20 protein-coding genes are annotated in these 19974 nt (G+C 70.7%); 11 read left to right on the top strand and 9 right to left on the bottom strand.

Annotated elements, in window-relative coordinates; translation table 11 throughout:
- Positions 1 to 97: 97 nt before the first annotated feature.
- Together OG448_RS16530 and OG448_RS16525 are read left to right on the top strand one after the other, a co-directional pair.
- Complete coding sequence (locus tag OG448_RS16530) at positions 98 to 916, top strand: hypothetical protein (RefSeq protein WP_405554662.1); 819 nt, start codon at positions 98 to 100, stop codon at positions 914 to 916.
- 92 nt (positions 917 to 1008) lie between these two features.
- Positions 1009 to 1179, top strand: a complete 171-nt coding sequence (locus OG448_RS16525) for a hypothetical protein (RefSeq protein ID WP_405554660.1) — start codon at positions 1009 to 1011, stop codon at positions 1177 to 1179.
- 3 nt (positions 1180 to 1182) lie between these two features.
- On the opposite strand, the gene OG448_RS16520 is transcribed toward OG448_RS16525, so the two are convergent.
- Positions 1183 to 1488 (bottom strand): metal-sensitive transcriptional regulator, encoded by a 306-nt coding sequence (locus tag OG448_RS16520; protein ID WP_361661319.1) that lies wholly within the window; start codon positions 1486 to 1488, stop codon positions 1183 to 1185.
- Positions 1489 to 1694: 206 nt separating this feature from the next.
- Here OG448_RS16520 and OG448_RS16515 point away from each other — a divergent pair, with 206 nt between their 5' ends.
- Entirely contained in the window at positions 1695 to 2315 is a 621-nt protein-coding gene (locus tag OG448_RS16515; RefSeq protein ID WP_030804247.1) for a DUF47 domain-containing protein, read from the top strand.
- A 7-nt stretch (positions 2316 to 2322) separates the two neighbouring features.
- Complete coding sequence (locus OG448_RS16510; RefSeq protein WP_405554658.1) at positions 2323 to 3321, top strand: anion permease; 999 nt, start codon at positions 2323 to 2325, stop codon at positions 3319 to 3321.
- A 108-nt stretch (positions 3322 to 3429) separates the two neighbouring features.
- Here OG448_RS16510 and pstB read toward each other — a convergent pair whose 3' ends face one another.
- The 4 genes from pstB to pstS form a co-directional block, all read right to left on the bottom strand.
- Positions 3430 to 4206, bottom strand: a complete 777-nt coding sequence (gene pstB / locus OG448_RS16505) for a phosphate ABC transporter ATP-binding protein PstB (RefSeq protein ID WP_405554656.1) — start codon at positions 4204 to 4206, stop codon at positions 3430 to 3432.
- A gap of 70 nt (positions 4207 to 4276) precedes the next feature.
- Entirely contained in the window at positions 4277 to 5338 is a 1062-nt protein-coding gene (gene pstA, locus OG448_RS16500; protein WP_405554654.1) for a phosphate ABC transporter permease PstA, read from the bottom strand.
- Positions 5335 to 6336, bottom strand: a complete 1002-nt coding sequence (gene pstC / locus OG448_RS16495) for a phosphate ABC transporter permease subunit PstC (RefSeq protein ID WP_405554652.1) — start codon at positions 6334 to 6336, stop codon at positions 5335 to 5337. Before pstC ends, pstA begins: the two co-directional genes overlap by 4 nt.
- 134 nt (positions 6337 to 6470) lie before the next feature.
- On the bottom strand, positions 6471 to 7592 hold the full coding sequence (gene pstS / locus OG448_RS16490) for a phosphate ABC transporter substrate-binding protein PstS (protein WP_405554650.1): 1122 nt from the start codon (positions 7590 to 7592) through the stop codon (positions 6471 to 6473).
- 321 nt (positions 7593 to 7913) lie between these two features.
- On the opposite strand from pstS, the gene OG448_RS16485 reads away from it, so the two are divergent.
- The gene (locus tag OG448_RS16485; protein ID WP_405554648.1) at positions 7914 to 9479 is read left to right on the top strand and encodes an FAD-binding oxidoreductase; all 1566 of its coding nucleotides are present in this window, start codon (positions 7914 to 7916) and stop codon (positions 9477 to 9479) included.
- 60 nt (positions 9480 to 9539) lie between these two features.
- Here the strand turns inward: OG448_RS16485 and OG448_RS16480 are convergent, their stop codons facing one another.
- From OG448_RS16480 to OG448_RS16465, 4 genes are all read right to left on the bottom strand, one after another.
- Positions 9540 to 10244 carry a phosphatase PAP2 family protein gene (locus OG448_RS16480; RefSeq protein WP_405554646.1) on the bottom strand — a complete coding sequence of 235 codons (705 nt, stop codon included), beginning with the start codon at positions 10242 to 10244 and terminating at the stop codon, positions 9540 to 9542.
- A 229-nt stretch (positions 10245 to 10473) separates the two neighbouring features.
- A complete protein-coding gene (locus tag OG448_RS16475) occupies positions 10474 to 11418 on the bottom strand; it encodes an NlpC/P60 family protein (RefSeq protein ID WP_405558825.1) in 945 nt (314 codons plus the stop codon).
- Between the two features lie 160 nt (positions 11419 to 11578).
- Positions 11579 to 12346: a trypsin-like serine peptidase gene (locus OG448_RS16470; protein WP_405554644.1), complete on the bottom strand. Its 768-nt coding sequence runs from the start codon at positions 12344 to 12346 to the stop codon at positions 11579 to 11581.
- A 144-nt stretch (positions 12347 to 12490) separates the two neighbouring features.
- Complete coding sequence (locus OG448_RS16465; protein WP_405554642.1) at positions 12491 to 13432, bottom strand: oxidoreductase; 942 nt, start codon at positions 13430 to 13432, stop codon at positions 12491 to 12493.
- A gap of 98 nt (positions 13433 to 13530) precedes the next feature.
- Between OG448_RS16465 and OG448_RS16460 the strand changes: the two genes are divergently transcribed.
- The 6 genes from OG448_RS16460 (at position 13531) to OG448_RS16435 (ending at position 19972) form a co-directional block, all read left to right on the top strand.
- Entirely contained in the window at positions 13531 to 14139 is a 609-nt protein-coding gene (locus OG448_RS16460; RefSeq protein WP_405554640.1) for a TetR/AcrR family transcriptional regulator, read from the top strand.
- 298 nt (positions 14140 to 14437) lie between these two features.
- Positions 14438 to 14746, top strand: coding sequence for a hypothetical protein (locus OG448_RS16455; protein WP_003991275.1), 309 nt, complete (start codon positions 14438 to 14440; stop codon positions 14744 to 14746).
- 111 nt (positions 14747 to 14857) lie between these two features.
- Positions 14858 to 15676, top strand: a complete 819-nt coding sequence (locus OG448_RS16450) for a hypothetical protein (RefSeq protein ID WP_405554638.1) — start codon at positions 14858 to 14860, stop codon at positions 15674 to 15676.
- On the top strand, positions 15666 to 16994 hold the full coding sequence (locus OG448_RS16445) for a hypothetical protein (RefSeq protein WP_405554636.1): 1329 nt from the start codon (positions 15666 to 15668) through the stop codon (positions 16992 to 16994). The genes OG448_RS16450 and OG448_RS16445 overlap by 11 nt, the downstream gene beginning before the upstream one ends.
- On the top strand, positions 16991 to 18550 hold the full coding sequence (locus OG448_RS16440; protein ID WP_405554634.1) for an SCO6880 family protein: 1560 nt from the start codon (positions 16991 to 16993) through the stop codon (positions 18548 to 18550). The genes OG448_RS16445 and OG448_RS16440 overlap by 4 nt, the downstream gene beginning before the upstream one ends.
- 9 nt (positions 18551 to 18559) lie before the next feature.
- Positions 18560 to 19972, top strand: a complete 1413-nt coding sequence (locus tag OG448_RS16435) for an ATP-binding protein (protein WP_391299521.1) — start codon at positions 18560 to 18562, stop codon at positions 19970 to 19972.
- The last annotated feature ends 2 nt before the right edge of the window (positions 19973 to 19974 follow it).

The raw sequence follows: 19974 nt of genomic DNA, 5'->3' as shown, positions 1-19974 counted from the left end.
GGGGCCAGTGACGGGCGTAACCGGCTGGGGGTAAGGCAGGCCAATGGATCGGCGGCAGTACACGCGCGCGGGCAGGACGGGCGTCGCGGTGGGGATCATGGGACTCACGGTCGGGCTCGGGGCGGGCGCCTCGGGGTGTTCCGGCAGCGGGGCCGCCGCCGAGGGGGTGAACGGCGCGGGCGGCAAGCCGGTGGCCGTGCTCCGGCAGGCCGCCGACACCCTGCGCGCGGCGGGCACCGCCCGGGCCACCACCTCCATGGAGATGGCCACCGGCGGCACCCGGGTCACCATCCGGGGCCGGGGCGTCTACGACTTCAAGCGGCGCCTGGGCCAACTGACCGTGGTCCTGCCGGCGGACCCGACCGGCACCCCGGAGCACCGGCCCATCACCGAACTCCTCACCCCTGGCGCCCTGTTCATGAAGAACCGGGGCGCGGGCGTGCCCGCCGACAAATGGGTCCGGATGGAGGCGGCCACGACCTCCGACGGCAACCTGGTCACCGGCGGCGCCACCGACCCGTACGCCGCGGCCGAGGTGCTGCGCGGGACCCGTACCGCGACCTACGTGGGCCGCACCAGCGTCGGCGGCACCGCCGTACGGCACTACCGGGGCACCGCCGATCTGGCGGGCGCGGCCCGCGCGGCCTCGGCGGACAACCGGGCGCCGCTCGCGGCGGCGGCCAAGGGGTTCGCCACGGCCGAGGTCCCGTTCGACGCGTATCTGGACGACGAGGGCCGCATCCGCAAGCTCCGCCAGCGCTTCAGCTTCGTCAACGGACGGCAGGCGGCCGCCGTGGCGGTCGCCTCCACCACCCTGCTGCACGGCTTCGGCACCGAGGTCGACGTGACGCTCCCCCGCGAGGCGGACATCTACGCCGGCCGCCTCGCGGAGGGCCAGGGGGCCCCGGCCGACTAGTCCGCCCCGTCGCGCGCGGACTAGCCCGTCCGTGCCATGCGCGGCACGTGGCGCGATCCCTACTCTAGGAAGCCGGTACCGGCAAGGAAGAGGTGACGCGCGTGGCTCCGGTCGGCGGTACGGCGGTGCAGGACCACGTGGCCCTCGCGGAGATAGAGCTGTGCGGCGAGCTGATCATCGCCGCCTCGGCCGCCGAGGACCGGCTGAGCCTGGCGAGCATAGACGAGGTGCTCCGGGTCACCGAGGACCGCGCCGCCGCCTAGGTACTAGGTGCGCAGCAGGCGTCCGATGGCCTTCGTCGCCTCGTCGACCTTCGCGTCGATCTCGTCGCCGCCCTTGAGGGCCGCGTCCGCGACGCAGTGCCGCAGGTGCTCCTCCAGCAACTGGAGCGCGAAGGACTGGAGCGCCTTGGTGGAGGCGGAGACCTGGGTGAGCACGTCGATGCAGTACGTGTCCTCCTCCACCATGCGCTGGAGCCCCCGGATCTGGCCCTCGATCCGGCGCAGCCGCTTGAGGTGCTCGTCCTTCTGGTGGTGGTAACCGTGCGTGGCGCCGGCCTCGGTCGTCGTCATCGCGGGCCTCCATCTCGGGACGGGCGGGGACACATACCCCTGGTGGGTATATCGTAACGAATTTCGCGGGGTAGCGGACCGGGCGGAGGTCCCCCGTGCCGAGCACGGTGCCCGATGGGCGACACTGGGGGATGGCCCGATAGCCGTGGCCGGATGATGCGCCTAGCATCAGCCTGACCGAAACCAAAGCATCCCGAGGACCACACGTGCGCTTTCGTCTGACCCCCAGGGAGACGAGCTTCTACGACATGTTCGCCGCGTCCGCGGACAACATCGTCACCGGCTCGAAGCTCCTGATGGAACTGCTCGGGGCGGACTCATCCGCCCGAGCCGAGATCGCAGAGCGTATGCGGGCCGCGGAACACGCCGGTGACGACGCCACGCACGCGATCTTCCACCAGCTCAACTCCTCCTTCATCACGCCGTTCGACCGCGAGGACATCTACAACCTCGCCTCGTCGCTCGACGACATCATGGACTTCATGGAGGAGGCCGTCGATCTGGTCGTCCTCTACAACATCGAGGAGCTGCCGAAGGGCGTCGAGCAGCAGATCGAGGTGCTGGCGCGGGCCGCGGTGCTGACGGCGGAGGCCATGCCGAACCTGCGCACCATGTCCAACCTCACCGAGTACTGGATCGAGGTCAACCGGCTGGAGAACCAGGCCGACCAGATCCACCGCAAGCTGCTCGCCCAGCTCTTCAACGGCAAGTACGACGCGATCGAGGTGCTGAAGCTCAAGCAGGTCGTGGACGTGCTGGAAGAGGCGGCGGACGCGTTCGAACACGTGGCGAACACGGTGGAGACCATCGCCGTCAAGGAGTCCTGAGGCGTCGATGGACACCTTCGCTCTGATCGTGACCGTCGGGGTCGCGCTCGGCTTCACGTACACCAACGGCTTCCACGACTCCGCGAACGCGATCGCCACCTCGGTGTCGACGCGCGCGCTGACCCCGCGCGCCGCGCTGGCGATGGCGGCCGTGATGAACCTCGCCGGTGCCTTCCTCGGCTCCGGCGTCGCCAAGACCGTCTCCGAGGGCCTGATCGAGACCCCGCACGGCTCCAGGGGGATGGCCATCCTCTTCGCCGCGCTGATCGGCGCGATCGTCTGGAACCTCGCCACCTGGTACTTCGGCCTGCCCTCGTCCTCCTCCCACGCGCTGTTCGGCGGCATGGTGGGCGCGGCGCTGGCGGGCGGCATCGACGTGCTGTGGGGCGGGGTGGTCGAGAAGATCGTCATCCCGATGTTCCTCTCCCCGGTGGTCGGTCTGATCGGCGGCTATCTGGTGATGACGGCCATCCTGTGGCTGTTCCGCAAGTCCAACCCGCACAAGGCCAAGCGCGGTTTCCGCATAGCCCAGACGGTGTCGGCGGCGGGCATGGCACTCGGCCACGGTCTCCAGGACGCGCAGAAGACCATGGGTGTCGTGGTGCTCGCCCTGGTCATCTCCGGCAACGAGACCTTCGGCGACCCGATCCCGGTCTGGGTCAAGATCTCCTGTGCGCTGATGCTGTCGCTGGGCACCTACGCGGGCGGCTGGCGCATCATGCGCACCCTCGGCCGCAAGATCATCGAGCTGGACCCGCCGCAGGGCTTCGCCGCCGAGGCGACCGGCGCGTCGATCATGTTCACCACGGCGTTCCTGTTCAAGGCGCCGATCTCCACGACCCATGTCATCACCTCGGCGATCATGGGTGTGGGCGCGACCAAGCGGGTCAACGCGGTCCGCTGGGGCGTCGCCAAGAACATCGTGCTCGGCTGGTTCATCACCATGCCGGCCGCCGCGCTGGTCGCGGCGGGCGCCTTCGAGCTGGTCAACCTGGCCGTGCTGTAGCCCCGCCCCGCCGACGGAGAAAGGGCCCGCCCCCGGAACACCGGGAGCGGGCCCTTCTCACATCCTCGCGGTGGCACCGCCATGCAGCACCGCGAGGGGCTCAGCGGCTCAGCCGAAGCGGCCCGAGATGTAGTCCTCCGTGGCCTGCACCGACGGGTTGGAGAAGATCCGTTCGGTGTCGTCGATCTCCACCAGCCGGCCCGGCTGCCCCACCCCGGCCAGGTTGAAGAAGGCCGTACGGTCCGAGACGCGCGCCGCCTGCTGCATGTTGTGCGTCACGATGACGATCGTGAACCGCTCCTTCAGCTCGCCGATCAGGTCCTCGATCGCGAGCGTGGAGATCGGGTCGAGCGCGGAGCACGGCTCGTCCATCAGCAGCACCCGCGGCTGCACGGCGATGGCCCGCGCGATGCACAGCCGCTGCTGCTGGCCGCCGGAGAGGCCGGAGCCGGGCTTGTTCAGCCGGTCCTTGACCTCGTTCCACAGGTTGGCGCCACGCAGCGACTTCTCCACCACGTCGTCCAGCTCGCTCTTGCGGTACCCGCCGTTCAGGCGCAGGCCCGCCGCCACGTTCTCGAATATCGACATCGTGGGGAACGGGTTCGGGCGCTGGAACACCATGCCGACCTCGCGCCGCACCGACACCGGGTCGACCGCGCTGCCGTAAAGGTCCTCGTCGTCCAGCAGCACCTTGCCCTCGACGCGGCCGCCGGGGGTCACCTCGTGCATCCGGTTCAGGGTGCGCAGGAACGTCGACTTGCCGCAGCCGGAGGGGCCGATGAACGCCGTCACCGAACGCGGTTCCACGGTCATCGAGATGTCCTCGATCGCCTTGTGGGCGCCGTAGAAGGCGGTGAGTCCGCTCACATCGATTCGCTTGGCCATTGCTTCACTACTTCCAAAGTCTGAGGTTCACTGCTGGGGCCCCACGCGGCGGTAGCCGCACATTGATGCTTCAGCGACCGGTCTTGGGGGCCTTCCACCGGGCGATGCCGCGGGCCCCCAGGTTGAGGATCATCACGAACGCGATCAGCGTCAGCGAAGCGGCCCAGGCACGGTCGTAGGCCGCGCCCGCGCCCGCGCTCTGCGCGTACTGCTGGTAGATGTACAGCGGCAGCGACGCCTGGGCGCCCTCGAAGGGGTTGGCGTTGATGAAGGGGTTGCCGAACACCAGCAGCAGCACCGGGGCGGTCTCGCCCGCGATCCGGGCGACGGCCAGCATGACGCCGGTCGTGATGCCGCCGAGCGAGGTCGGCAGGACCACCTTGAGGATGGTCCGCCACTTCGGGATGCCGAGCGCCAGGGACGCCTCGCGCAGTTCGTTCGGGACCAGCTTCAGCATCTCCTCGGTGGAGCGCACCACCACCGGCATCATCAGGATCGCCAGGGCCAGCGAACCGGCGAACCCGAAGGGCTGGAGGTCGAGGATGAGCATCAGGCTGAGGATGAACAGGCCCGCGACGATGGACGGGATGCCCGTCATCACGTCGACGAAGAAGGTCACGGCCAGGGCGAGCCGGCCCCGGCCGTACTCCACCAGGTAGATCGCGGTGAGCACACCGATCGGGGCGCCGATCGCGGTGGCGAGACCCACCTGCTCCAGGCTGCCGAGGATCGCGTGGTAGATGCCGCCGCCGGGCTCGGAGTCGGCGACCAGGCCCATGGAGTGGCTGAGGAAGTAGCCGTCGAGGACCTTCACCCCCCGCGAGACGGTCGTCCAGACCAGCGACACCAGCGGGACGACGGCCAGCAGGAACGCCACCCAGACCAGCGCGGTGGCGACCCGGTCCTTGGCCTGGCGGCGGCCCTCCGCACGGGCGGCGACCGCGTAGGTGCCGAGGACGAACAGCAGCGCGGCGATCAGGCCCCACTGGATGTGGCTGTGCAGTCCGGCCACCAGCCCGATGCCCACGGCCAAGGCCACGGACCCGGCCGCGACGGCCCACAGGGACCACTTCGGCAGCCCGGCGCCGCGCCGCACACCGGCGCCGTCACGGGGATTCAGTGCGGTGCTCATGCGTTGGCCCCCGAGTACTCCTTGCGGCGGGCGATGATCGCGCGGGCCGCGCCGTTGACCAGCAGGGTGATGACGAACAGGACCAGACCGGAGGCGATCAGCGCGTCCCGGCCCTGCACGGACGCCTCACCGAACTTGGAGGCGATGTTCTGGGCGAAGGTGCCGCCGCCGGGGTCGAGCAGGCTGGCCTGGATCTCGTAGCTCGGGGAGAGCACGGTGGCCACCGCCATGGTCTCGCCGAGCGCGCGGCCGAGGCCGAGCATCGCGGCCGAGATCACACCGGAGCGCCCGAAGGGCAGCACCGCCATGCGGACGACCTCCCAGCGGGTGGCGCCGAGGGCCAGCGCGGCCTCCTCGTGCATCCGGGGCACCTGGCGGAAGACCTCGCGACTCACGTTGGTGATGATCGGCAGGATCATGATCGCCAGCAGGATGCCGACGGTGAGCATCGCGCGCGGGGCGCCGCCGTTCCAGGCGAAGATCCCGGTCCAGCCGAGGTACTGGTCCAGCCAGCTGTACAGGCCCTGCATGTGCGGGACGAGGATCAGGGCGCCCCACAGGCCGTAGACGATCGAGGGCACGGCGGCGAGCAGGTCGATCACATAGGCGATCGGGCCGCTCAGCCGGCGCGGGGCGTAGTGCGTGAGGAACAGCGCGATGGCCACCGCGACCGGCAGGGCCAACCCCATGGCGACGATCGAGGAGACGACCGTGCCAAACGCCAGCACCGCGATGCCGAAGACCGGCGGGTCGGTGTTGGTGTTCCACTCGAAGGTGGTGAGGAAGTTGCCGTCGTCGGCGCTGATCGCCAGGCACGCCCGGTAGGTGAGGAAGACCGCGATGGCGGCCATGATCACCAGCAGCAGGATGCCCGAGCCGCGCGAGAGGGCCAGGAAGATCCGGTCGCCGGGGCGGGTCACGCCCCGGGCGGTCCGCCGCTCGTCGGCGTCGGGCCGCGGGGCGGAGGGGGGTACGTCGGTTGTCGTCGATATGTCCATCGGGTTCTCCGGTCTGCTGAGCCGCGCGGGGCGGCTCGCAGGAGCCGTACGCGGGGTACGGCTCCGGGCGGCGGTGCACCGGACGGTGCGCCCGGCCCCGGGGAGCGGGGCCGGTGCGCACACTCGGAATCAGGTCAGCTCAGGCCGGCGACGGTGCTGCGGACCTTGGTGATGATCTCTTCGGGGATGGGCGCGTAGTCGTTCTGCGCCAGCACCTTCTGGCCGTCCTCGCTGGCGAGGTAGGTCAGGAACGCCTTGGTCGCGGGCAGCGTCTCCGGCTTGTTGCCCTTGTCGCAGACGATCTCGTACGTGACCAGGGTGAGCGGGTAGGCGCCCTCGGCCTTGGTGTTGTAGTCCAGCTTCAGCGCGAGGTCCTGGCCGGTGCCGACGACCTTGGCGGCCGCGATGTCGGCGGTGGCGGAGTCGGTGGAGGGCTTCACCGGGGTCTTCGCACCGGTGGCGATGGCCACGGTGGTCATGTCCTTGGCGTAGGACAGCTCGAAGTAGCCGATCGCGCCCTGGTTCTGCTTGACGCCCTGGGCCACACCGGCCGACCCGGAGGCCGCCTGGCCGCCCTTGGCCTGCCACGCCTTGCCGCCCTCGTACTTCCAGTTGTCCGGGGTGGTGGCGATCAGGTACTTGGTGAAGTTGTCCGTGGTGCCGGAGTCCTCGGAGCGGTGGAACGCCTGGATCTTCAGGTCGGGCAGCTTCGCCGAGGGGTTCAGCTTCTTGATCGCGGCGTCGTTCCACTTCTGGATCTTGCTGTCGAAGATTTTGGCGAGCGTCGGGGCGTCCAGCACCAGGTTGTCGACGCCGGGCACGTTGTAGCCGAGCGCGATCGGGCCGCCCACCATCGGCAGGTCGATGCCCTGGCCGCCCTTGCAGACCTTCTTGGAGGCGACGACCTCTTCCGGCTTCAGCGCGGAGTCGGAGCCGGCGAAGGCGATCTGGCCCTGGTTGAACGACGTGACACCCGCACCCGAGCCGGCGCCCTTGTAGTTGATCTGCACACCGCACGCCTGGGAGAAGTTCTTCACCCACGCGTCGATCGCGTTCTTCTGCGCCGAGGAACCGTCGGCCAGAAGCTGTCCCTTCGCGCCGTCGCACTTGATCGAACCGGCGGCGGCCGACGACGACGAACCGCCCGGCTTGGTGCCCGCGTCGTCGGAGCCGCACGCCGTCAGGGCCAGGGCACCGGAGACGGCGACCGCACCGAGCGAGAGGGCGCGCAGCCGGTTCTTGCGCTGAAGCTTCACGTTCGGAAGTTCCTTCCAGGAGCCGCCGCTAGGGGCGGCGTGCGACGTTGGGTGGTACGCGAGTGCATCCTGTCCGCACTCCGTACCGGCTACGGCCGAAATTAGGCAGAACAGGTGAAGCCGCCGATGGCCCGAAGTGAACGAGGGGTGAACCCCTGCCGTCGGCCTGGTGAGGTGACGGAACGCTTACGGCCAGGACACGCGGAGGTCCCGGCGCCCGCCGGTATCTGACGCGTTCTCGCCCTTGCCCGGAACCCCGGCCCCCCACGCACCGTCTGGCTCCCCGAAGGGTCACCGCAAGGCGAGGGGACGGCGAGCGACATGGACCGGCGGACGTTTCTCACGGGCGGTGCCACCGCCCTCACCGCGCTCACCGCCTGCGCACCAGGCGGCGGCGCCTCGGCCCGGCCGGGGCCGTCCGGGTCCAGTGCCTCCCTTGCGGGGGTCTCCACCACCATGACAACGGCGTCCGTGAAGGCCGCCGCCGACTGGACCGCGCTCGCCCGCGACCTCGACGGCACCCTGGTCCGCCCCGGCGACGCCTCCTGGACCCCGGCCCGCCGCCTCTACAACACCCGCTTCGACACCCTGCGTCCGGCCGCCGTCGCCTACGCGGCCCACGCGGCCGACATCCGCACCCTGCTGGCGTACGCCCGTGCCCGCCGGATCAAGGTGGCGATCCGCAACGGCGGCCACTCCTACGCCGGTTACTCCTCCGGCGACGGCCGCCTGATCGTCGACGTGTCCGCGCTGAACCGGGTCGGCGCCTCGGGCGGGCACGCCGTTGTGGGCGCGGGGGCCAAGCTGATCGACGTGTACCGGACGCTGGCCGCCAAGGGCGCGACCATACCGGCCGGTTCCTGCCCGACGGTCGGGATATCCGGCCTGGTGCTCGGCGGCGGCCACGGTGTCGCCTCCCGCGCCTACGGCCTCACCTGCGACAGCCTCACCCAGGCCACCCTGGTCACGGCGGACGGCCGCACCCGCACCGCCAACGCCCACGAGAACGCGGACCTGTTCTGGGCGCTGCGCGGCGCGGGCAACGGCAACTTCGGCGTCGTCACCGAGCTGCGATTCACCACCCACCCCGCCCCGCAGGCCGTGACCGCCTCCCTGCGCTGGCCGTGGGCCAAGGCGGCGGCGGTGCTGAAGGCATGGCAGGAGTGGGGGCCCGCCCAGCCGGACGAGATCTGGTCCGCCCTGCACCTGGAGCGCGCAGGAGGCCGCACCCCGACCGTCTCCGTCTCCTGCTTCTCCATGGGCTCCCGGAGCGACCTGGAGAACGCGGTCGACCGCCTCGCCCACCGCGCGGGCGCCGACGCCTCCGCCGTCTCCCTGCGCCGCCACGGCTACGAGGAGGCGATGGAGATATACGCCGGCTGCTCCGCCTTCGCCACCGACGCCCAGTGCCACCTGCCCGGCACCACCCCGGGCCGCTCCCCGCGCGGCGCCCTGCACCGCGAGACCTACGCGGCCCGCTCCGACTTCTTCGACCGCTCCCTGTCCTCGGCCGGCGTCGAGACGTTGCTGAAGCGGGTCGGCGCCATGTCCGGCGGCGCGGGCAGTGTGGCGCTCACCGCACTGGGCGGCGCCGTCAACCGCGTCTCCCCCACCGCGACCGCCTTCGTGCACCGCCGCTCCCGGATGCTGGCCCAGTACCTCGCCTCCTGGGACGCGGGCGCCTCCGGCTCGGCCGCCCGCTCCTGGCTGGACGCCACCCACACCGCGATGCGTCCCCACGCCTCGGGCGCCGCCTACCAGAACTACACCGACGCCGCCCTGACCGACTGGCGCCGCGCCTACTACGGCAGCGCGGGCGCCCGGCTCGCCGAGGTGAAGAAGCGGTACGACCCGGACCGGTTCTTCGGGTACGCGCAGGGGCTGTGAAACGCGGGAAGGCCGCGGCAACCATGTGCCGCGGCCTTCTCGCCAGATACTCGGAACCGCCTACGCGGCCAGGTCCTTCTCCCCCGACCCGGCCGTTTCGCGTCCGCCGGAGAACAGCGCGTCCCCGCGCCCACCGCCCGCCGGAGGGGCGCTCACCAGCCGTCCCGCGCGCGGGGAGCGGGCGATGGCCCGCACCAGCGGCGTGAGCAGCGCCGTCGCGGGCGGGGAGAGCAGCAGCGCGACGGCCGTACCGAGGGCGAAGCCGCCGATGACGTCGGTCGGGTAGTGCACGCCCATGAAGACCCGGCAGAAGCCCTCCAGCAGGGCGAGCGCGATACCGGCGATGCCGAAGCGGCGGTTGGCGACGAAGAGGCCCACCCCGATCGCCATGGTGATCGTCGCGTGGTCGCTCACGAAGGAGTAGTCGCTCTTGCCGGCGATCAGGACGTCGAGTCCCTGGTGGTCCATGAAGGGGCGGGGCCGCTCCACGAAGCCCCGGATGGGCACGTTCACCAGCACGGCGACGGCCGCCGCGAGCGGTGCCCAGACCAGTGCGGCCACCGAGGGCACCGCGTCCGGGCCGCCCCTGCGCCTGACGAACAGCCAGCAGCCGAGGACCAGCAGGACCATGGCCACCGGCAGCCCGTACTCGCCGACGAACTCCATGACCCGGTCGAACCAGTGCGGGGCGGCCTTCGCCAGGCCGTTGATGTCGTAGAGCAGCTCGACGTCGGGGTTCGATCCGGATTCGGCGAGTACAGCCATGGTGCTGCGGCCCCTTCGTCGTCTTACCGGACGCACCCAGTGTGCGTCGCGCCAACCCCCCGTGGGTCGTAGATCCGCTTCCGTTGCACTGGCGCACTGACGTCTGCTCGGCTACGTGAACAGGAACGCACACCCTCTGTGCATACGTTCCACCCTCCACCGAATGATCACTCAGACGTTATCGAAGAGATACCCGTACCCGCAGCTCAGGGGGTGGGTTGACGCTCCGCTACACATGCGTCGGGAGCGCTTTCGCGCCATCCTCGGTGACCCGGGTGGCACCGAAGTAATCGCCGCCGTCGATCGGGTCGAACCGGATCACCGCACCCGTGCGCGGAGCGTCGATCATGTAACCGCCGCCCACGTAGATGCCCACGTGGTGGATGGCCCGCGAGTCGGTGGGGTCGTGCGAGAAGAACACCAGGTCGCCGGGGAGCAGTTCGTTCCGCGCGGGATGCGGACCCGCGTTGTACTGGTCGTTCGCCACGCGCGGCAGCTTGATCCCGACACTGTCGTACGACGCCTGGGTCAGCCCCGAGCAGTCGAACCGCCCGCTCTGCGCGGCCGTACCGGTGCCGCCCCACAGATACGGGGTGCCGAGCTTGCTCTGCGCGTAGGCGATGGCCCCGGCGGCCTGCCGGGAGGGGTCGACCCGGGCGACGGGCGCGGCGAAGCTCTTCGCCAGCGTCGTGATGGTCTTCACGTAGTTCCGGGTCTCCCGGTACGGCGGCACGCCCCCGTACCGGATGACCGCGTACGCGCCCGCGTTGTAGGCGGCGAGCATGTTGGCCGAGACGTCACCGGGAACGTCCTTGACGTACTTGGCCAGTTCGCAGTCGTAGGAGGCCGCCGAGGGGATCGCGTCGTCCGGGTCCCACACGTCCCGGTCGCCGTCGCCGTCCCCGTCCACGCCGTGGGTGGCCCAGGTGCCGGGGATGAACTGCGCTATCCCCTGCGCCTTCGCGGGGCTGCGCGCACCGGGGTTGAACCCGCTCTCCTGGTACAACTGGGCAGCCAGCAGTGCCGGGTTGATGGCGGGGCACAGGTTGCCCCACTTCTGCACGAGCGTCTGGTACGCCGCCGGGACGGCGCCCTTGGCCAGCCCGACCCCGCCGGCGGCGGCCCCGCCCGCGAGGTTCCCCGCGACGACGTACACCCCGACGACGAGCAGCATCACGAAGCTCAGGCCGAGCCCGATCGCGGCGCCCCCGGCCACCCATACTTTGCGCACGGGTCAACCCTCCCCCATAAAGGGCCGGTTCAAGGCCGCTTTCCCCCCGTGGCCGCCCAGCAGGCCAACAATTCGGCCTATCCGCGACCGGTCCGACGCCCTGTCAGCTCCCGGTCGCCGTCCGGTACAGCGCGGCCGCCGCGCGCCCCAGCACCACGCTGTAGGAGACGTCCGCCGTCGACCCGCCCCGCTGATGCCCGCCGAGCACCCCGACCACCTGCCCGGACCCGTTCAGCCACGGGCTCCCACTGGTCCCGCCGGTGAAGCCGGGGCAGTGCACCCGCTGCTGGGTCAGGCCGCGCGCCACCGGCCGGTCGGTGCACATCACCGGCGTCTCGCGGGCGTCCGGGAGACCGAAGAGGGTGACGGCACTCGCGCCCACCGCGGTCCCGGCCGTGAACCGGTTCCCGCCGACCACGTCCTCCACCCGTCTGCCGTCCACCTCATCAACGTGCGCGAAGGCCACGTCGCTGTTCTCGTCCTTGTCCGCCGTCCACCCCACCGGCAGAACCCACTCCCCCACCGGCCACATCCCGTACGGCGCCCGGCCGTCCCGGTAGCCCGGCGCGAAGAACAGCTCGCCGTCGGCGTGGGTGATGCAGTGCGCGGCGGTGACGAGCAGATCGTGCGCGGGGCTGTGCACCACCGAGGCGGTGCAGAAGTGGCCGCGCTCCGGCCGGCCCGTGGTGTCCGCGCCGAACAGCGCGCCCACCCGGGCGGTCCGCGCGTCGGCGGGCGCGGTGACGGTCACCTCGAGCGGGCCGCGCCCGTCGTCGGCGGCCGCGACGGAGGCCGAGGTGAGGGCGAGCATCACCACCGCGCCGAGCAGAGCGGGCCGCGAGGTGACCGGGTTGCGTGCGCTGCGCTTCATCAGTCCTCACTCTGTCCCCCCAGGGTGAGAAACCTGCCCGGCCGTCGCTGAGATTTTCCTGTGAACCGCTCCTCGTACGTAGCCGCCACCGGCCGGAGTGCCGTCCAGCGTACTCACGCCGGTCACACTCCGCCGGTCCTGCGATTACACGCTGTCAACACCCCCGGTCGTGGGCGCCGCGAGCCCCCAGGTGACGCCGGTCAGCTCCTCGGAGAGCGTCCACAGCCGCCGGGCCGCGTCCGGGTCGCTCGCCGCCGCGCTCCGGCCGACCAGCGCGGGGGCGCCGCGCATCTCGCCGAGGCCGCCGGGGCCGACGTAGGACGCGCCGGGCAGGTCCTCGGTGGCCGCGTACAGGGTGGGCAGGGACCCGCCCTTGTCGTCCTGGGCGAACACCTTGTTGCCGACGCTCATGAAGAGGCGGGCCAGCGGGTTCGCGGCATGGCTCTGGAGGTTGGTCGCCGCGTACCCGGGGTGGGCGGCGAGGGCGCGCACCGGGGACCCCGCCTCGGTGAGGCGCCGCTGGAGCTCCAGGGTGAAGAGGAGGTTGGCCAGCTTGGACTGGGCGTAGGCGCGGGTCGGGGTGTAGCGGCCGCGCAGATTGACGTCGTCGAAGCTGATCCGGCCGTCCCCGCCCCGGTGCAGCCCGGAGGAGACGGTCACCACGCGGTCGGTGATCCGCGGCAGCAGCAGGTTGGTCAGGGCGAAGTGCCCGAGGTGGTTGGTGCCGAACTGGGTCTCGAAGCCCTGCCTGGTCCGCCCCTCCGGCAGCATCATCACGCCCGCGTTGTTGACCAGCAGGTCCAGCGGGCGGTCCCACCCGGCGGCGAACTCGCGCACCGAGTCCAGGTCCGCCAGGTCCAGGCGGCGCACCTCGGTGCTGCCGCTCACCCGCCCCGCCGCGGCGGCGCCGCGCGCCAGGTCCCGCACCGCGAACACCACGTGCGCCCCGGCCCGCGCCAGCGCGGCGGCGGCCATGAAGCCGATCCCGCTGTTGGCACCGGTCACCACGGCCGTACGGCCGCTCAGATCGGGCAGACGGTCCACATTCCACTGGCGCGCAGCGCGCGCTTCGCTCGTCTCGGCCATGAACTCAATGTAGGCAACGCCAACAATGATGTCAACGACAACAATGCAGCCACCGCCAACAAAGCTGGCGCCGACAACATCGGGATACGATGACCCCCATGCCGCGCATCCCCACAAGCCGCCCGTACCACCACGGCGACCTGCGCGCCGCCCTGCTCCAGAGCGCCGAGCGCACCCTGCGCGAGAAGGGCGCCGCCGCCCTCTCCCTGCGCGAGCTGGCCCGCGCGACCGGCGTCAGCCACGCCGCCCCCGGCCGCCACTTCAAGGACAAGCAGGCCCTCCTCGACGCCCTCGCCCTCGCCGGCTACCAGCGCCTGAACCAGGCCCTCACCGCCGCGACCGCCGACGACCCCGAGGCGGACTTCGAGCAGCGCATGACCGCCCTCGCGCGCGCCTACCTCGGCTTCGCCGTCGAGAACCCCGAGCTGCTGGAGCTGATGTTCGCGCGCAAGCACGAACCCGAGAGCTCCGACCTGCTCGCCACCGCCGTCGACCAGTCCCTCGGCGCCCTCACCCGCACCTTCGCCCGTGCCCAGGAACGCGGTGAGATCGTCCAGGGCGACCCCGAGCGCATCACCCTGGTCGCCGCCGCCAGCCTGCACGGCCTCGCCGCCCTCATCGCCGGTTGCGCGCTGGACGCCGAGGAGGCCATGGCCGGTCTCGACACCCACGTACACCTGCTGCTGCACGGGCTCAAACCGCGCTGACGCCGCGTGAGAACATCGTCTCGACGTCTCACCCGACCGGCCGTCAGAAACCGTGCGGGAGGCCGAAGGGCCGTAAAAGAGCCCAACGACGGAACCACACCACAGGTTTCGCTCTCGCGTCATTGCCCGGCGTGACCTGCCGTGATACACAGAGTGACCGTACGCGCCAAATGTACGAGACCCGCCTGTGAATGCCGCCAAGTCGACATACGACGGCGACGTTGTCGGCGACAATGGGACCTGACCTCTGCACACCGCAGAGGAGCGGCACAACTACCCACCAGGGGCGGTGACTTACATGCTCTTTGCGGCCGACAAGGGAGACATCAACACCATCATCGGCGGGATCGCTCCGGACTGGGGGCCTTTCGGCAGCCTGGGCAACGAAGCGAAGGTGATGATCGAGGTCGTGATGGCCGTCGCCATCCTGCTCTGCCTCGGCATCGCCATCTGGGGCGCGGCCAAACAGCGCATCGGCGCCACCGCGCTGCGGGACACCTTCAGCGCGGAACAGGGCAAGGGACTCATCATCGCGGGCCTCACCGGGGTCTTCATCATCGGCTCCCTCGGCACGCTGTTCACCATCGTGTACGGCATGGCCGTCTGACGCCCAGGCTTGAGGTTGCGTTTCCCTGATGTCCAGTCACCACACCGCGCCCGCGCGAGGACCAGCCCGGCTACCGTCGTATGAACACAAGGCGGAGAGGGCGGACGCGGCATGAGCACCTCAGGCGAGCACGGTTACCCCGACACCGGGCAGACCCGCACCCACCTGCCCGGCGGCGACCCCTACGGCGGCGCCCCCCGCCGCACCCCCCGCTCCTCCTCCCGCAGCCTCATCACGGTCGTCGGCGTGGTCGTCCTCCTCATCGCAGCCATCGCCTTCGCCAACCGCGACAACTCCCCCGCGAATAACCAGCCCTCCAAGGGCCCCGACCACCCGGCAGCGGCCCCCACAGCCCCCTCGGGCACCACCCCGGTCCCCACCACCGAAAACGGCATCCCCACCCACTTCCCGCACACCCAGCAGGGCGCGGAGAGCGCGGCGGCGAACTACGCGGTGGCGCTGGGGTCGGCGGAGATGTTCAACAAGGCCAAGCGTGACTCCGTCCTCCAGACCGTCATGACGCCGTCCAGAGTGGCGAGTTCCAAGGCGGAGATGGACGAGGCGTACACGTCCGCCTTCAATCAGAGCCTCGGTCTGAGCTCGGACGGCGCCGCCCCGGCGGGGTCCACCTTCGTCTCGCGCACGAGTCCGATCGGCACCAAGGTGACCGAGCCCGGTGACGACACCGCCACGGTCGCGGTCTGGTGCAGCGGGCTGCTGGGACTGGCGGGAGCCAAGTCCACCAACCCGGTCACCAATAGCTGGTTCACGATCACGATGAAACTCCAGTGGGCAGCCGGTGACTGGAAGATCATCACGCATTCCCAGAAGGAAGGACCGGCACCGGTCCCCGGTGACGACAAGGCTTCCAGCGCGGACGACATGTCGAAGACGGTCGAGGAGTACGGAGGGTTCACCTATGCGCGCTGATCGCCGCGTACTCACCTTGACCGGCATCGTCGGAGCCGTCCAAGTCGCGGCCGTCCTCACGGCCACCCGCGCTTTCGCGGCACCCAGCCCGAAGCCCACGAAGAGCAACGACCCCTGCGACCTGATCCACGGCGCGGCGCGCGACTTCTGCGACAAGGACAGCAGCGGCGGAGGCAGCTCTCGAAAAGGGCTCACCACCGACAACCCCCTGACCTCCTCCCTCGACCCCCTCTCCTCGCTCGCCAAGGGTTGCGCGGACGCCGCGTCGTGGACGATCGGGAAGCTCAGTGACGCGGTGAAGGAGACGGCGAACGTCGACTTCACGAACCCGAAGTTCCTCCAGCAGTACGCCGTCGTCTTCGCCGCCTCCACCATCCTCACCCTCGTCCTGTGGCTCCTCGCCGTGGCCAAGCGAGCGGTGCGGGGCGTCCCCCTCACCACCGCCATCTCCGAAGCCGTCGGGTTCCTCTGGCTCACGGTCCTGGCCTCCGCCTTCACCCCCCTGATCCTCTACACCGTCGTCTCCGCCGCCGACGGCGTCACCGACGTCCTGGCGAAAGCCACCGGCGACCAGGCAGAGACGTTCTTCGGCACCTTCTCCGGCGCCCTGGAGAAGGGCGACGACATCGGCGGCGGCCCCATCATGCTGATCGTCGTCTCCCTGGTCAGCATCCTCGCCGCAGGCGTCCTCTGGCTCGAACTCGTCATCCGCGCCGCCCTGCTGTACGTCGGCGCCCTCCTCGGCACCGTCGTCTACGCGGGCCTCGTCGACAAGAACCTGTGGGGCCACGTCCGCCGCTGGGCCGGCATCATGATCGCCGTCATCATGATCAAACCGGTCATCGTCATCGTCCTCGGCCTCGCCGGCGCCCTCTCCGGCGACAGCGGCCCCGACGCCTTCGGCGCCGTCGTCTCCGGCCTCTCCATCATCCTGCTCGCCATCTTCGCCAGCGCGATGATCTACCGCTTCGTCCCCGGCTTCGGCGACGAGATCGCCGGCTCCCGCAACAACCGCATCATGCAGGGCGCCGAGGGCAAGGCCGCCGCCGTCATCAGCTCCCCCGCCACCCTCGTCGCCCAGGGCATCAAGACCCACAGCACCCGTGCCGACAGCAACGCGGGCGGCGGCGGACAGGGCGCGAGCACCCCCCGCCCCGCCAACCCCGCCTCCGGCGGCGTCGCCGCCCACAGCGGCCGCACCCCCCAGAACGCCCCCGCCGCGGCCCCCGCGCCCCGCGCCCCCAGCCCGGTCAACACCCCGCACGCAGGCAACACCCGCAACAGCAGCACCAACCGCTCTGGAGGTGAAGGGCGTTGACGACCGAGGCCCACCTGTCCCATCCGGTCTCGCCCCGCCGTACGTATCTCATCGGCCGCGCCCGGCCCAACGCGATCATCGGCCGCAACCGCGAGTCCGGCGAGATCGCGCTGATCGTCGCCGGCGCGTTCCTCGGCATGATGTGCGGCCTCCTCGTACCCGCCCTCCCCCTGCGCATCGCGCTCCTCAGCGGCTTCCCGATGCTCGCGCTCGCCGCGGTCTACGTGCCGTACAAGCGCCGCACCTTCTACAAGTGGTTCGAGATCAACCGCTCCTACAAGCGCACCGTCAAGCGCACGGCCGTCTACCGCTCCCCCGTCATGGAATCGGGCACCCGCCTCGACGGCCGCGAGGTCGAGATCGGCCCGCCCCCCGGCATCGGCCGCATCAACTGGCTCGCCGCCCCCTTCGGCCCCGACGAGATCGCCGTACTCCTGCACGCCGACCGCAAGACCGTCACCGCCGCCATCGAGATCGAGGGCCCCGGCGTCGGCCTGCGCGACTCCGAGGACCAGGAAGCCCTCGTCGACCGCTTCGGCACCCTCCTCAAGCACGTGGCCAACGGCGACGGCTTCGTCACCCGCATCCAGATGCTCGCCCGCACGCTCCCCGCCGACCCCGACGCCCACGCCAAGGACGTCGTCCTGCGCGGCGACGGCCGCTCCCCCGAGTGGCTCCAGCGGTCCTACGACCAGCTCCAGTCCATGGTGTCCACCAGCAGCGAGCAGCACCGCGCGTACCTCGTCGCCTGCATGAACTACAGCCGCGACCTGGCCGCCGAGGCCCACGCCATGGCCCGCGCCGCCCGCCCCCAGGCCGGCCGCAAGCTCGACCGCGACGCCGGGCTCGCCATCGTCATGGCCCGCGAACTGACCGACATCTGCTCCCGCCTCCAGGAAGCCGACATCCGGGTCCGCCAGCCCCTCGGACAGGGCCGCCTGTCCTCCCTGATCCACTCCATGTACGACCCGGACCACCCCATCGACCACATCCAGGCCATGACCCAGCGCAACGCCTGGCCCGCCGAGCTGAACGCCATGGAGCCCACCTACCTCCAGGCCAAGACCCGCGAGTCCACCACCCGCGCCCCCTGGTGCCACGCCACCGCCTGGGTGAAGGAGTGGCCGATGACCCCCGTCGGCGTCAACTTCCTCGCCCCCCTCCTCGTCCACACCCCGGACGTGATCCGCACCGTCGCCGTCACCATGGACCTCGAACCCACCGAGGTCGCCATCGAGCGCATGCTGACGGAGAAGACCAACGACGAGGCCGAGGCGTCCCGCGCGGCCAAGATGAACCGCACCGTCGACCCGCGCGACGTGGCCGCCCACTCCCGCCTCGACCAGCGCGGCGAGGACCTCGCCAGCGGAGCCGCAGGCGTCAACCTCGTCGGCTACATCACCGTCTCCTCCCGCTCCCCCGAGGCGCTCAACCGCGACAAGCGCACGATCCGCGCCTCGGCGGGCAAGTCGTACCTGAAGCTGGAGTGGTGCGACCGCGAGCACCACCGCGCGTTCGTGAACACCCTCCCGTTCGCCACCGGCATCCGAAGGTAGAGGCTCTCCATGCGAGATCCGCTGTCCGTCCTCACCGACGCCTTCACGTCCTTCCTCTTCGGGAAGGTCGAGACCACCCGCCTCCCGGTGCGCACCTCCACCGGGCAGGCCCAGGCGGTCTACCTGCCGACGGCCGCCCCCGGCCTCGGCGACTCCGGCGTCATCATCGGCCGCGAGGTCTACTCCGGGAAGGGCTACATCTACGACCCCTTCCAGCTCTACGGCCAGCAGCTCCCGGCCCCGCACTGGCTGGTCCTCGGCGAGTCCGGCAACGGCAAGTCGGCGCTGGAGAAGACGTACGTCCTGCGCCAGCTCCGCTTCAAGGACCGCCAGGTCGTCGTCCTGGACGCCCAGGGCGAGGACGGCGTCGGCGAATGGAACCTCATCGCGGAGGAGCTGGGGATAACCCCCATCCGGCTCGACCCGACCGCCGCGCTCAACCACGGCATCCGGCTCAACCCGCTCGACCCGGCGATCACCACCACGGGCCAGCTCGCGCTGCTCCGCACGATCATCGAGGTCGCGCTCGGCCACGGCCTGGACGAACGCTCCGGCTTCGCCCTCAAGGTCGCCCACTCCTACGTCAACGAGACCATCGTCGACCGCCAGCCCGTCCTCATGGACATCGTCGAGCAGCTCCGCCACCCCGAGCCGGAGTCCGCCGAGGCGATGAACGTGGCCATAGACGACGTACGCGCCTGGGGCCTGGACGTCGCCCTGGTGATCGACCGGCTGGTCGACGGCGACCTGCGGGGCATGTTCGACGGCCCGACCACGGTCGGCATCGACCTGGACGCCCCGCTGATCGTCTTCGACCTCTCGCACATCGACCGCAACTCCATCGCCATGCCCATCCTGATGGCGATCGTCGGCGTGTGGCTGGAGCACACCTGGATCCGGCCCGACCGCAAGAAGCGCATCTTCCTGGTCGAGGAAGCCTGGCACATCATCAACAGCCCTTTCGTGGCCCAGTTGTTCCAGCGGCTGCTGAAGTTCGGCCGGCGCCTCGGACTGTCCTTCGTCGCCGTCGTCCACCACCTCTCCGACGTGGTCGACGGCGCGGCGGCGAAGGAGGCGGCCGCGATCCTCAAGATGGCCTCCACCAGGACGATCTACGCCCAGAAGGCCGACGAGGCCAGAGCGACCGGCCGGGTGCTCGGACTGCCCCGCTGGGCCGTGGAGATCATCCCGACGCTCACCCCCGGCATCGCGGTCTGGGACGTCAACGGCAACGTCCAGGTGGTCAAACACCTGATCACGGAGACGGAACGCCCGCTGGTCTTCACCGACCGGGCGATGACCCAGTCCTCCGACGACCTCGCGGCCGACGACGCCCTGCGCGCCGCCGAGCTGGAGGCCGAGCAGCGGGCCGCGGCCTTCGTGGAACAGCACGTGGGCGACTCCGAGTCGACGGTGGCGTAGGG

The organism is Streptomyces sp. NBC_01171 (assembly GCF_045039805.1).
In the GTDB taxonomy this organism is placed as follows: domain Bacteria; phylum Actinomycetota; class Actinomycetes; order Streptomycetales; family Streptomycetaceae; genus Streptomyces.
Note: the sequence above shows the minus strand (reverse complement) of the source record. Positions and strands in the feature narration are given on the sequence as shown.

Coding starts and splice junctions, on each gene's coding strand:
- OG448_RS16530 (WP_405554662.1), top strand. CDS start 98: ATGGGACTCACGGTCGGGCTCGGGGCGGGCGCCTCGGGGTGTTCCGGC.
- OG448_RS16520 (WP_361661319.1), bottom strand. CDS start 1,488: ATGACGACGACCGAGGCCGGCGCCACGCACGGTTACCACCACCAGAAG.
- OG448_RS16510 (WP_405554658.1), top strand. CDS start 2,323: ATGGACACCTTCGCTCTGATCGTGACCGTCGGGGTCGCGCTCGGCTTC.
- pstB (WP_405554656.1), bottom strand. CDS start 4,206: ATGGCCAAGCGAATCGATGTGAGCGGACTCACCGCCTTCTACGGCGCC.
- pstA (WP_405554654.1), bottom strand. CDS start 5,338: ATGAGCACCGCACTGAATCCCCGTGACGGCGCCGGTGTGCGGCGCGGC.
- pstC (WP_405554652.1), bottom strand. CDS start 6,336: ATGGACATATCGACGACAACCGACGTACCCCCCTCCGCCCCGCGGCCC.
- OG448_RS16485 (WP_405554648.1), top strand. CDS start 7,914: ATGGACCGGCGGACGTTTCTCACGGGCGGTGCCACCGCCCTCACCGCG.
- OG448_RS16480 (WP_405554646.1), bottom strand. CDS start 10,244: ATGGCTGTACTCGCCGAATCCGGATCGAACCCCGACGTCGAGCTGCTC.
- OG448_RS16475 (WP_405558825.1), bottom strand. CDS start 11,418: ATGCTGCTCGTCGTCGGGGTGTACGTCGTCGCGGGGAACCTCGCGGGC.
- OG448_RS16470 (WP_405554644.1), bottom strand. CDS start 12,346: ATGAAGCGCAGCGCACGCAACCCGGTCACCTCGCGGCCCGCTCTGCTC.
- OG448_RS16465 (WP_405554642.1), bottom strand. CDS start 13,432: ATGGCCGAGACGAGCGAAGCGCGCGCTGCGCGCCAGTGGAATGTGGAC.
- OG448_RS16460 (WP_405554640.1), top strand. CDS start 13,531: ATGCCGCGCATCCCCACAAGCCGCCCGTACCACCACGGCGACCTGCGC.
- OG448_RS16455 (WP_003991275.1), top strand. CDS start 14,438: ATGCTCTTTGCGGCCGACAAGGGAGACATCAACACCATCATCGGCGGG.
- OG448_RS16450 (WP_405554638.1), top strand. CDS start 14,858: ATGAGCACCTCAGGCGAGCACGGTTACCCCGACACCGGGCAGACCCGC.
- OG448_RS16445 (WP_405554636.1), top strand. CDS start 15,666: ATGCGCGCTGATCGCCGCGTACTCACCTTGACCGGCATCGTCGGAGCC.
- OG448_RS16435 (WP_391299521.1), top strand. CDS start 18,560: ATGCGAGATCCGCTGTCCGTCCTCACCGACGCCTTCACGTCCTTCCTC.